Origin of the sequence: Moraxella sp., from assembly GCF_024227015.1 — a bacterium.
Lineage (GTDB): Bacteria > Pseudomonadota > Gammaproteobacteria > Pseudomonadales > Moraxellaceae > Moraxella.
In genome coordinates this window covers 1-10,703 of record NZ_JAAELD010000220.1, presented here as the reverse complement: position 1 = coordinate 10,703, position 10,703 = coordinate 1, and the positions used below count along the sequence as shown (strand labels likewise).

The following is a 10,703-nucleotide window of genomic DNA, read 5'->3' as shown; positions in this document are numbered from 1 at the left end:
GACATCGTGGGCGGTGAGCCGCTACCTGCTTTTAATCAAGTGGCGCATGATTTGGCGATGCTGTCCTTGGGAAATGTGTTCGACGAAGAAGAGCTCTTAAGTTTCGTTCGTCGTATCAATGACCGCCTTGACGATAAAAATAAGCAGCCAGAATTTGAAATGGAGCTTAAGCTGGACGGTCTGGCGGTGTCCTTAAAATACGTGAATGGCGTATTCACTCAAGCCATCACGCGTGGTGATGGTCGCGTGGGCGAGGATATTACGCATAATGTCAGAACCATCCGTAACTTACCGTTGGTGCTGCCGGAGTGTGATGATATTGACTTATTGGAAGTGCGCGGCGAGGTACTCATGCCAAAAGCGGGCTTTATGAAGCTAAATAAAGACAGCGAACTGCGCGGTGAGAAGACTTTTGCCAATCCTAGAAATGCCGCTGCGGGCAGTCTGCGCCAGCTTAATCCTGCCATTGCAGCATCGCGACCTTTGGCGTTTTTTGGGTATTCGGTGAATCAGGGCTTGCCAAGCCACATCACGACCCAAAGTGGTGCATTGGAATATCTGCGTAATTTGGGATTTGAGACTGCGCCTTTTGGTACCGCAGCTACCCCTAAAGGCGTGCAAGAATTCTATGACGACATCGTCAATACACGTGATCAGTTGCCCTTCGAGATTGATGGGGTGGTGATTAAGGTGAACTCGTTGGCACTGCAGAATGATTTGGGATTTTTGAGCCGCGAACCGCGATGGGCGACGGCTTATAAATTTGCCGCCCAGAATGCCATCACGCGTCTTTTGGCGGTAGAATGGCAAGTGGGGCGTACAGGACAGCTGACCCCTGTGGGTAAATTGGAGCCTGTCAATGTTGGCGGTGTGACGGTCAGCAATGTGACGCTGCATAATTTTGGTGAGATTCAGCGCCTTGGCGTTATGGTTGGTGACATGGTGAGCATCCATCGTGCTGGCGATGTTATCCCGAAAGTCTCAGGGGTAATGATGGAGCTGCGCGATGAGAATGTCAGCTCGATCACACTGCCGAAGACTTGTCCTGTGTGCGATTCTCATGTGTCCTTACCCGAAGGTGAGGCATTGGCACGCTGCACGGGTGGGCTATATTGTCCCGCGCAGTCCAAGGAGGCACTGATTCACTTTGTGTCGCGCCGTGCGATGGACATTGATGGCTTGGGCGGGCAATGGCTGATTAAGTTTTTTGAGGTGAATCTGATCAAGACAGTTGCTGACATTTATACCTTAAAAGACCATCAAGAACATCTGATGACCTTGGAGGGTCTCGGCGAAAAATCTGTTGCCAATATGCTGTCCGCCATCGAAAAGTCCAAAAACACAACTCTACCAAGATTTATATTTGCGCTGGGTATCCGTGGGGTGGGAGAGACCACCGCGCAGAATTTGGCGGAGCATTTTGAGAGCTTTGATGGATTAAGACAAGCAAGTGCCGAGCAGCTGCTACATGTGCCAGATATCGGTGACATCACAGCGGTCAATATCGTGGAATTCTTCCAAAGTGAGCATAATAATGAAGTCATCGACGGCTTGATCGATGCTGGTATTCATTGGGATGCCGTGACAAAAAATACAGGCGATGCACCATTAGATGGACAGACGTGGGTGGTGACTGGCACGCTCTTGGCGATGGGGCGAGATGAAGCCAAGGCGCATCTACAAGCATTGGGCGCGAAAGTCTCAGGATCGGTGTCTGCCAAAACCAGCATGCTATTGGCAGGCGAAAAGGCAGGCTCTAAGCTTGATAAAGCCCAAAGCTTAGGCGTACAAGTGATGGACGAGCCGGCATTTATGGCGCTATTGGCAGAGAACGGACGAGCTTAATTGTCCTATGACAGCCTAATGATTGACTTTACTTGTGCTCATGATAAACTACCAAAGCCAAAATTAAGTAATAGATTAAGGAATATCCATGACGATAAGTAATGTACAGCCAAAGAGCAAGAGCGACTTGTTCTCCATGTTTGGGTTGTTGGTTGGTTGTATCTTATTCGGACTGGGTAGCTTGATCGTCGCACACATTGAGACAGTCGGTGCGTATGCCATGGCGTTTTGGCGGCTGCTCATATCGACAGGGATTTTTTTGGCGCTTGCGAAGATTTTTGGCCAGCATTTCCCCACCAACAAAAAAGCCATTGGATTTGCGCTGATATCGGGGGCTGCACTTGGGTTTGATCTGGCGCTGTGGCATGAGAGTATTTATGCGGTCGGGCCGGGCATTTCTACTTTATTAAATAGCTTGCAGATTTTCTTTTTGGCGTTCATTGCATTTTTGTGGCTTGGTGAGCGTCAGACCAAGATGCAGCTTTTGAGCCTTGTGATGGCATCGGCTGGCGTGGCACTCATCGCCAGCCCTGAGTTCGCGCACAATGACGCTGCACTGTGGGGGTTTGTCTCTGGGATTGCCTCGGGGGCGTTCTTGGCAATCTCCATGGCTTATATTCGGCGTACCCATGAAGTCGTTCGTGTGCCGATCTTGCCGATGATGACCATTGTGGGTGCAGGCGGTGCGCTGACGATGCTGCCGATGATGCTCTTGTGGAATTGGGGGCAGATCATGCCTACCACCATGAGTGAATGGGGCTGGGTATTCGTCTATGGCGCGGTCATGCAGTGCATGGCGTGGGGGCTTATTGCTTATTCTATCCCAAAACTTGCCTTATCGCTGACAGGTCTGCTCTTGTTATCAGAACCTGTTGCGGCACTACTGATTGATTATTTTTGGCTGCATAAGGCGATCAGCGGACTACAATGGGGCGGTGCGTTCTTAGTGATGTTTGCCATTTATCTAGGTTCATTAAAGGCAAAAAACTGATTATTGCTTAGCTCAAATAAAAAAGGATTGAATGTCATGTTCAATCCTTTTTTATTTAGTTGCCTTATTTGGCAGGTCGGATCTCGATTGGCAATACCAAGCCTTCTCCAAACTTGTCCGCAAAGACGTATTCGTGTTCGTCAGCGACGACATTATCCTTGGTGTGAATGATGAGCTTCATGTCGGCGCCATCGGTGAGCTCATGGCCTTTATAGCCGTCTTCTAGCTGGTCGAGAATTTTGCCCAGCGCTTCGGGTGCTGCCATGCTAACGACGATGCTGTGCTGAGCTTGTTGGTCGCTGATGTTGTAAGCTTTGGCGTAGTTTTGCACCGCTTGACTGTCAATGGCGATGGGGTATTGATAGCTGTTGGTGTCGGCCTTTGGGGTGTTGGTGTCGATGAGCTCCCAGTTGATCTGGATTTTACCATCGACAGTGATGATTGGCTGAACCTCAAGACTGTTAATATCGACACCATCAGCTTGTAGAGTGTCGGTGAGTGCTTCAATGCTGTGTGGGTTGTGCGATTCGATATTATCAGCAGCGTCTGCGTTGTCGATTGATTTGGCAGGCTCGGCAGGCTTAGAGCAGCCGATAAGCAGGCAGGCGGACAGGGCAAGCGTTAGGATGGATAATTTCATGAGTAACCTTCTAAAAATAATTGCCTATTTTAGCGTAATTTTGGTGCCAGATTTAATAAAATTCATCACAAATTGGCTGTTAAAGTGATTGACGTTATTTTCACTGGTCAATAGGCGGCGTGTAAAAGCGTGATAGTCCTGCATGTTTTGGCTGTTCACCATCAAAACAAAGTCATAATCACCTGAGATCTCATAACACATCATCACCTGTGGCTCGGATGCCATGACCCGCTCAAACCGCTGCTGCATGGACACGCTCGACGTTGCCATCTTGATCATCACTAGCACTGTGAGTGTGTAGCCGACCTTGGTAGGGTCGATGATGGCGACTTGCTTGGCGATGATTTTTTGATCGATGAGTGTGCTGATGCGTCGCTGTGCTGTGGCGGTAGAGATGCCCGCTCGTTCGGCGATGCTCTTTAGTGGGAGTGTCGCATCATCTTGTAGGAGGTTTAGGATGATTTTATCGGTGTCATCAAGTGCGTGAGTCATTAGATTGCATGAATTGAATAATTATGAGAAATTTTATCAAATAAATATATTATATGCAAAATAAAACTAAATAAATGGCTTTTATCGCCCTTTATTCTCATGATTTTTATTTAAAATACCTAAAAATTATTTGAATAGACAAATATCATGAATGCGAACATTTCTGTAACCAATCCTAGCGTGTTGATCACGCCACAAGACACCGCTAAGGCTAAAGAGCGCCGTCAATTCATGTGGGGAATTGCGCTTGTCGTACTTGCTAACTTATTATTTGGGCTGCTGTACACGTATGGCAAATGGCTGTCGCCTTTGACCGGCACGAGCGTGTTTTTGTGGCGCATGGTGATGATCTTGGGCTGTTTGTTGGTGTTTTTGGTGGTTAGCGGGCAGTCAAGAGCCATTATCAGCGATCTAAAAGCCATCAAGGGTCTAAAGTCTTGGTTTTGGTTATTGCTGCCGACGCCGATTTTTGCCAGTCAGTTGTGGCTCTTTATGTGGGCACCATTGAACGGTCAAGGCGTACAGACAGCGATGGGTTATTTTCTTTTCCCATTGACGATGGTGTTGTTCGGCTGCGTGCTATTTAAAGAAAAGCTTAGTAAAGTGCAGTGGCTTGCGGTTGCCTTGGCGGGGGTAGGCGTGGCAGCGGAGATCGTGCGCACAGGCGAGCTTAGCTGGGCGACGTTTTGGGTGTGCGGTACTTATCCGATTTACTATATCATGCGCCGCATTCAGAAGGTGCGCGCCGTGACAGGTCTGTTCATCGATGCGCTCATCATCGCGCCCGTGTGCTTGATTTGGCTTGTCATGACTGACATGGATACAGTCAAGACGGTGCTAACGGATGGTTGGCTGCTTCTTAAAGTCATTGGCCTTGGCGTGGTGAGTATTCTTGCGCTGCAGTCGCACCTAGAGGCGAATCGCCTGCTGCCTGTCAGTCTGTTCGGCTTGATGGGGTATATTGAGCCTGCCTTGTTGTTCTTGCTCGCGGTGACGGTGCTTGGCGGAACATTTACGATGGACATGTTGGGTAGTTATGGGCTGATTTGGGCGGGGATTTTGTGCTTGGTTTTGCAAGGTGTCGTCTCGTATCGTAAGAATAAAGGCGAATCGGTATCAAGCCACTAAAATAAAAAGGTCAATATCACATTGACCTTTTTATTTTTGAAGATAGAAATTATCGCAAATCCGCCTTAAAGCCGCGTTTTTTATCCATTTGCCAATCGCGTTCTTTTAAGGTGGCACGCTTGTCGTGGAGCTTTTTACCTTTGGCTAGGGCGATTTCACATTTGACGCGCGAGGCTTTCCAATAACAAGATAACGGCACGACCGCATAGCCTTTTTGATTGACCATACCGAATAATTTATCAATCTCGCGGCGATTAAGCAGTAATTTACGCGTGCGGATGTTGTCTGGATTGATGTGCGTTGAGCTGGTCAAAAGCGGCTGAATGTGCGCACCGAACAAGAACGCTTCACCATTTTTAAAAATAACATAAGCATCAGTGATCGCCATTTTACCTGCGCGAATTGATTTGACTTCCCAGCCTTCCAAGGCAAGCCCAGCTTCAAAGGTCTCTTCGATAAAATATTCGTGGCGTGCTTTTTTGTTGGCGCAGATTTGATTGCTTGGTTTTTTTGCCATGATTCGTTGTCCTATTTTTATATAATGCTTGGTATTATAACAAATTATGACAGCCGATAAAGTAGCGCATCTGTTAATTTGCCTAATTGTCAATTTTTGCGAAATCGATTTGCCTTTAAAGGCGATAATTGATACCATGAACATGATTTATCCATATTATCTACACAAGGAATAACCATGCTAAATAGTGCTCCTACCATTGAGACTTTATTGAACCACCGCTCTGTGCGTAAATACACAGGCGAGCCGATCTCCGATGAGATGCTACAGGCAATCTTGGAAGCAGGGCGTGCGGTATCGACGTCCAGCTTTTTGCAGGCGACGAGCATCATTCGCGTGGTTGGTGCTGCTAAGCGTACCCAGCTGCGTCAGATCTCATGCAACATGAGCGAGGCGGATTATAATGAGGCGCTTGCCAATGGTGAGCGTTTGGGTCATGGCTATGTGGAGTCTTGTGCTGAGTATTTGATCTTTTGTATGGATGCTAAGCGCCACAATCAGCTAGCGGATGTGCAGACTGACTGGACAGAAGTGACATTAATCGGTGCGATCGATGCTGCACTCATGGCGCAGAACGTACTGGCTGCGGCTGAAAGTCTTGGCTTGGGCGGCGTATTTATCGGCTCTCTTCGCAATGACATCGAGCGAGCAGGCGAGATCCTAGGTTGCCCTAAGCATGTCGTGCCATTATTTGGTCTGTGCCTAGGTCATCCTGATTGGGAATCTAAGATCAACCAATCACAGCGCCCACGTCTGCCGTTAGATGTGCTTGTCTCTACCGATACTTACCAAGAAGCTGATGAAGCTGCCCTAAATGCGTACAATGAACAGGTGCGTGAATACTACCAAGGGCGCAAGCTTGATTTAGACTGGCGCGCGCAAATCGCCCAAACCTTCGGCGGTGAAGTGCGTCCATTCATGTTGGAATACCTACAAAAACAAGGCTTCGCCAAGCGCTAACCTTTGGTGTATTAAGCCTTTCGTGATATGTTGTAGGCGCGAAAGGCTTTACAATATTGACGTGAATACGTTATAATTTTTTGAATTTTTTAGTCGGGGTGCTGTCCTTGTGATGGCTGAGATGATACCCGTGAACCTGACTCAGTTAATACTGTCGTAGGAAACTAAACCATGCCCATCCCATCATTTATGCTGTCATGCTAGAGGGTGTATGCACCACGTTAGCATAGACGGTCTGTCGCTAAGATTTGGCGAGCAGCAGATTTTTCATGATTTTAATTTTCAGTTGCCCAAAGGTCGCTTTAGCAGCCTATTGGGCGGCTCGGGTGTGGGCAAATCCACCTTGCTGCGCATCATCGCAGGACTAGAGAAGGGCCATCAGGGAAAAGTCAGCTTCTTAGGCGATGTCAATATCGCCTACATGGCTCAGCACGATGCGCTGTACCCTTGGCTATCAATCATCGATAATGTACAGCTCCACGCGCACCTATCAGGCCGCAAATCCCCCAAGACACACGCCAAAGCACTGCAACTACTCACCCAAGTAAAGATGGGTGACCACATCCATAAAAAAGTCCACGAGCTCTCAGGCGGTCAAAGACAGCGCGTTGCATTGGCGCGCACGCTCATGATGGATGCTGATCTGGTGCTGATGGATGAACCGTTTTCTGCATTAGATGCCGTGACACGCCATGAGTTGCAGGCTTTGGCGTATGAATTACTACAAGACAAAACCGTCCTACTCATCACTCACGACCCCCAAGAGGCACTTCGTCTTAGTGATGACATTTATGTCCTAAAACATCAGCCTGCCACCATCTCCCTAAAAATCACGCCAGATGATAGACCCATCAGGGCGCTCACTCATAGCGCATTTGGTGAGCTGCATGCGCGGCTGCTTGCTGAGCTTGGGGGAGATGTGTGATGCGATGGCTGAAGATACCTTTGATTGCCTTGGTTTTGTTATTAATTTGGCAGGCGGTCGTGTCGTTTGGTCAGTTGCCTCATTATATTCTACCAAGTCCTTTGGCGGTCTATGAATCATTCTTAGTGCATCACGAGCTTATTTGGGAGCACGCCAGAATTACCTTGATTGAGATTTTGCTTGGGCTTGGCATCGGTGCGACCTTGGGCGTGGCATCAGCATTGATATTAAGTGCGTCAAGCAGATTGTCCTCAGTGCTGCTACCTGTACTGATCATCTCGCAGGCGATTCCTGTGTTTGCCATTGCGCCACTGCTTGTGCTTTGGTTTGGATATGGGATTGCCTCGAAGATTGTCATGACGGTGATGATTATTTATTTTCCTGTCACGGCAGCGTGTTTTGATGGGCTGCGTCAGACTCAGAATGCGTGGCTTGACATCGCTCGAACTTATCGCATTTCACCCTTGCAGATGCTATTAAAGGTCAAACTACCCGCCGCGCTACCCGCCTTAGCATCAGGGCTTCGCATCGCCATCTCGATCGCACCGATCGGAGCGGTGGTCGGTGAATGGGTCGGCTCATCGCACGGCTTGGGTTATCTTATGTTGCATGCCAATGCCAGAATGCAGGTTGATTTGATGTTTGTGGCATTATTTGTACTCGTTATTATCGCGCTTAGTCTGTATTTTTTGGGCGATTATTTATTAAAACGCCTAATCCCTTGGGCGTCTCATGTACGTTAATCACAGAACCAACCATAAAAAGGAGAATTTATGACTTTATCGAAATTTATCAAAGGTGCGCTTATCGCCACTGCCGCGCTGATTTTGTTGGCTTGCACGCCAAAAGAACAAAATGCTAAAGACAATGCGCAAGACGTTCAGAAGCTAACATTGCTGCTAGATTGGTTCGTGAACCCGAATCACGCTGCCATCATCATCGCCAAGCAGCAGGGCTATTTTGATGAACAGGGGCTCGATGTTGAGATAACAGAACCTGCCGATCCATCCATGCCACCAAAACTGGTCGCCTCAAACCAAGCGGACATCGCGGTAGATTATCAGCCGCAGCTACAACAAAGCATCGCCCAAGGCTTGCCACTTGTGCGCATTGGCACGGTGATTAATACGCCGCTGAACAGCTTGGTCGTTCTAAAAGACAGCAACATCACCAAGCTAGAAGATCTAAAAGGCAAAAAAATCGGCTATTCGGTGAGCGGGTTTGAAGAGCTGTTATTAAAGACCATGCTACAATCAGCCAATTTAACCGACAAAGACGTGCAAATGGTGAATGTAAACTGGTCACTGTCGCCTTCTTTGCTTAGCGGTCAGGCAGATGGCGTGGTTGGCGCGTTTCGTAATTTTGAGCTCAATCAATTACACATCGAAAAACACGAAGGCGTGGCGTTCTACCCAGAAGATCATGGCGTGCCTGCCTATGATGAGCTGATTTTTGTGGCGAACAAGAGTGCTGTTCAAGACGAAAAATTGGTTAAATTTATGAATGCCATCACTCAGGCGACAGACTTTATCAAACAAAATCCTGATCAAGCATGGCAGTCATTCGTGGCTTATAAGCCAAAAGAGCTTGATAATGAACTTAACAAGCTGGCGTGGGCAGACACCTTGCCGCATCTGCCAGATAATCCAAAAGCGTTGGATGTAAACCGCTATAAAGCCATGGCAGATTTTATGTACGCCCAAAACCTAACCAAAAAACTGCCCAGTGTTAGCGAATACGCCATCGAACTGCCTTAAATCTAATCATAAACGCATCCAAGAATGGGTGCGTTTTTATATTGAGGTCAGCAAGACTACTCTAAAGTCACAAACAGGTTTAAAAAATTAGTAAAATTTGATAGCATATTCAGTTATTTTAGACAGATTTAAAAAGCCAATGATCTCACACACCCCCAAAAAAGCCCTATACCCTGGGACATTCGACCCCATCACCAACGGACACATCGATCTTGTTAAGCGTACATTGAGACTGTTCGATGAGGTGATCATTGCCGTTGCTTTCGCCCATCATAAGAAGCCACTGTTTAGTTTCGATGAGCGTGTGGCGATGGTTGAATCGGTGTTTAAAGGTGATCCACGTGTGGCGGTGGTTGGGTTTGAGGGGCTTTTGGTGGATTTTGCCAGAGAGCAAAATACCCAAGCGGTCATCCGTGGTCTGCGCGCGGTGTCGGATTTTGAGTATGAATTTGGGCTTGCCAACATGAATCGAAGCTTGGATGAGAATTTTGAGGCGGTATTTTTGACACCATCCCAAGAATATTCCTTTGTGTCATCTACGTTGGTGCGTGAAGTGGCGCGACTTGGCGGCGATGTATCAAAATTCGTTCCGCCGTGTGTACTGACAGGCTTTGCCAATAAGTTTGCGGTGAAGTAAATGGCGCTAATCATTACCGAAGAATGCATCAACTGCGATGTCTGTGAGCCTGTATGTCCCAATGAAGCCATCAGCGCAGGCGATGACATCTATGTGATCGACCCGAATCTATGCACAGAATGCGTGGGTCATTACGATACGCCGCAGTGTGTTGATATCTGTCCTGTAGATTGTATTCCAAAAGACCCAAATCATGCCGAGAGCGAAGAAGAGCTTTTGGCGAAATTTCATCGAATTACTGGATAATACGGATAATTTATAAAGCAATCAAAGATTGTATATTAAGCCAAGAAAATTATGATATAATAGCCATCTTGGCAGACCAGACAATCGCCGTCCAAACTTTGGAGGGAGGAAAGTCCGGGCTACATAGGGCGACGTGCTAGCTAACGGCTAGGGGGCGAGAGCCTACGACCAGTGCAACAGAGAGCAGACCGCCTATTATATAGGTAAGGGTGAAAGGGTGGGGTAAGAGCCCACCGCATGACTGGTAACAGTTCATGGCATGGTAAACTCCACGTGTAGCAAGACCAAATAGGTGTCCAACGAGTTGCCCGCTTGGGACACGGGTAGGTTGCTTGAGCGTATCAGCGATGATGCGCCTAGATGAATGATTGTCCACGACAGAACCCGGCTTATCGGTTTGCCATAATATTTTAAAAAATTACAAAATTATTGAAAAATGTCATTGACAGCAGATGAAGTGATCTGTATAATTCGCAGCCTGTAACGGCGATGTAGCTCAGCTAGTTAGAGCGAACGCCTCATAATCGTGAGGTCAAGAGTTAAAGACTCTTCATCGCCACCAATG

12 protein-coding genes, 1 tRNA gene, 1 other RNA gene and 1 riboswitch are annotated in these 10,703 nt (G+C 47.6%); of the genes, 11 read left to right on the top strand and 3 right to left on the bottom strand.

What is annotated here, in order from left to right:
* Nucleotides 1-1,845: NAD-dependent DNA ligase LigA (ligA, locus tag GY683_RS05145; RefSeq protein WP_297287722.1), on the top strand; the 1,845-nt coding region annotated here is incomplete at its 5' end.
* An 88-nt stretch (nucleotides 1,846-1,933) separates the two neighbouring features.
* Nucleotides 1,934-2,836 carry a DMT family transporter gene (locus tag GY683_RS05140; protein ID WP_297287721.1) on the top strand — a complete coding sequence of 301 codons (903 nt, stop codon included), beginning with the start codon at nucleotides 1,934-1,936 and terminating at the stop codon, nucleotides 2,834-2,836.
* A 64-nt stretch (nucleotides 2,837-2,900) separates the two neighbouring features.
* Here the strand turns inward: GY683_RS05140 and GY683_RS05135 are convergent, their stop codons facing one another.
* Both GY683_RS05135 and GY683_RS05130 read right to left on the bottom strand, forming a co-directional pair.
* Nucleotides 2,901-3,476: a hypothetical protein gene (locus tag GY683_RS05135; RefSeq protein WP_297287720.1), complete on the bottom strand. Its 576-nt coding sequence runs from the start codon at nucleotides 3,474-3,476 to the stop codon at nucleotides 2,901-2,903.
* Nucleotides 3,477-3,500: 24 nt separating this feature from the next.
* Nucleotides 3,501-3,968 (bottom strand): Lrp/AsnC family transcriptional regulator, encoded by a 468-nt coding sequence (locus tag GY683_RS05130; RefSeq protein ID WP_297287719.1) that lies wholly within the window; start codon nucleotides 3,966-3,968, stop codon nucleotides 3,501-3,503.
* A 147-nt stretch (nucleotides 3,969-4,115) separates the two neighbouring features.
* Here GY683_RS05130 and rarD point away from each other — a divergent pair, with 147 nt between their 5' ends.
* Complete coding sequence (rarD, locus tag GY683_RS05125; protein ID WP_297287718.1) at nucleotides 4,116-5,096, top strand: EamA family transporter RarD; 981 nt, start codon at nucleotides 4,116-4,118, stop codon at nucleotides 5,094-5,096.
* 49 nt (nucleotides 5,097-5,145) lie between these two features.
* Here rarD and smpB read toward each other — a convergent pair whose 3' ends face one another.
* Nucleotides 5,146-5,613 carry an SsrA-binding protein SmpB gene (gene smpB / locus GY683_RS05120; protein ID WP_297287717.1) on the bottom strand — a complete coding sequence of 156 codons (468 nt, stop codon included), beginning with the start codon at nucleotides 5,611-5,613 and terminating at the stop codon, nucleotides 5,146-5,148.
* A 177-nt stretch (nucleotides 5,614-5,790) separates the two neighbouring features.
* Between smpB and nfsA the strand changes: the two genes are divergently transcribed.
* The 8 genes from nfsA (at nucleotide 5,791) to GY683_RS05080 (ending at nucleotide 10,700) form a co-directional block, all read left to right on the top strand.
* Nucleotides 5,791-6,573, top strand: a complete 783-nt coding sequence (gene nfsA, locus GY683_RS05115) for an oxygen-insensitive NADPH nitroreductase (protein ID WP_297287716.1) — start codon at nucleotides 5,791-5,793, stop codon at nucleotides 6,571-6,573.
* 84 nt (nucleotides 6,574-6,657) lie between these two features.
* A riboswitch (TPP riboswitch) is annotated at nucleotides 6,658-6,753 on the top strand.
* 31 nt (nucleotides 6,754-6,784) lie between these two features.
* A complete protein-coding gene (locus GY683_RS05110) occupies nucleotides 6,785-7,498 on the top strand; it encodes an ABC transporter ATP-binding protein (protein ID WP_297287715.1) in 714 nt (237 codons plus the stop codon).
* Entirely contained in the window at nucleotides 7,498-8,241 is a 744-nt protein-coding gene (locus GY683_RS05105; protein ID WP_297287724.1) for an ABC transporter permease, read from the top strand. The genes GY683_RS05110 and GY683_RS05105 overlap by 1 nt, the downstream gene beginning before the upstream one ends.
* Before the next feature lie 30 nt (nucleotides 8,242-8,271).
* Complete coding sequence (locus tag GY683_RS05100; protein WP_297287714.1) at nucleotides 8,272-9,255, top strand: ABC transporter substrate-binding protein; 984 nt, start codon at nucleotides 8,272-8,274, stop codon at nucleotides 9,253-9,255.
* Nucleotides 9,256-9,397: 142 nt separating this feature from the next.
* The gene (gene coaD, locus GY683_RS05095; RefSeq protein ID WP_297287723.1) at nucleotides 9,398-9,892 is read left to right on the top strand and encodes a pantetheine-phosphate adenylyltransferase; all 495 of its coding nucleotides are present in this window, start codon (nucleotides 9,398-9,400) and stop codon (nucleotides 9,890-9,892) included.
* Entirely contained in the window at nucleotides 9,893-10,138 is a 246-nt protein-coding gene (locus GY683_RS05090; protein ID WP_046695903.1) for a YfhL family 4Fe-4S dicluster ferredoxin, read from the top strand. It abuts the gene before it with no gap.
* 68 nt (nucleotides 10,139-10,206) lie between these two features.
* Nucleotides 10,207-10,546: RNase P RNA component class A (gene rnpB / locus GY683_RS05085), an RNA gene on the top strand.
* A 77-nt stretch (nucleotides 10,547-10,623) separates the two neighbouring features.
* Nucleotides 10,624-10,700: transfer RNA gene (locus GY683_RS05080), tRNA-Met, on the top strand.
* Nucleotides 10,701-10,703 lie beyond the last annotated feature (3 nt).

What these genes read in the sequence shown, in the direction of transcription:
- GY683_RS05130 (WP_297287719.1), bottom strand. Translation starts at nt 3,968, where the DNA reads ATGACTCACGCACTTGATGACACCGATAAAATCATCCTAAACCTCCTA.
- nfsA (WP_297287716.1), top strand. Translation starts at nt 5,791, where the DNA reads ATGCTAAATAGTGCTCCTACCATTGAGACTTTATTGAACCACCGCTCT.
- GY683_RS05140 (WP_297287721.1), top strand. Translation starts at nt 1,934, where the DNA reads ATGACGATAAGTAATGTACAGCCAAAGAGCAAGAGCGACTTGTTCTCC.
- rarD (WP_297287718.1), top strand. Translation starts at nt 4,116, where the DNA reads ATGAATGCGAACATTTCTGTAACCAATCCTAGCGTGTTGATCACGCCA.
- smpB (WP_297287717.1), bottom strand. Translation starts at nt 5,613, where the DNA reads ATGGCAAAAAAACCAAGCAATCAAATCTGCGCCAACAAAAAAGCACGC.
- GY683_RS05090 (WP_046695903.1), top strand. Translation starts at nt 9,893, where the DNA reads ATGGCGCTAATCATTACCGAAGAATGCATCAACTGCGATGTCTGTGAG.
- GY683_RS05100 (WP_297287714.1), top strand. Translation starts at nt 8,272, where the DNA reads ATGACTTTATCGAAATTTATCAAAGGTGCGCTTATCGCCACTGCCGCG.
- GY683_RS05135 (WP_297287720.1), bottom strand. Translation starts at nt 3,476, where the DNA reads ATGAAATTATCCATCCTAACGCTTGCCCTGTCCGCCTGCCTGCTTATC.
- GY683_RS05105 (WP_297287724.1), top strand. Translation starts at nt 7,498, where the DNA reads ATGCGATGGCTGAAGATACCTTTGATTGCCTTGGTTTTGTTATTAATT.
- GY683_RS05110 (WP_297287715.1), top strand. Translation starts at nt 6,785, where the DNA reads ATGCACCACGTTAGCATAGACGGTCTGTCGCTAAGATTTGGCGAGCAG.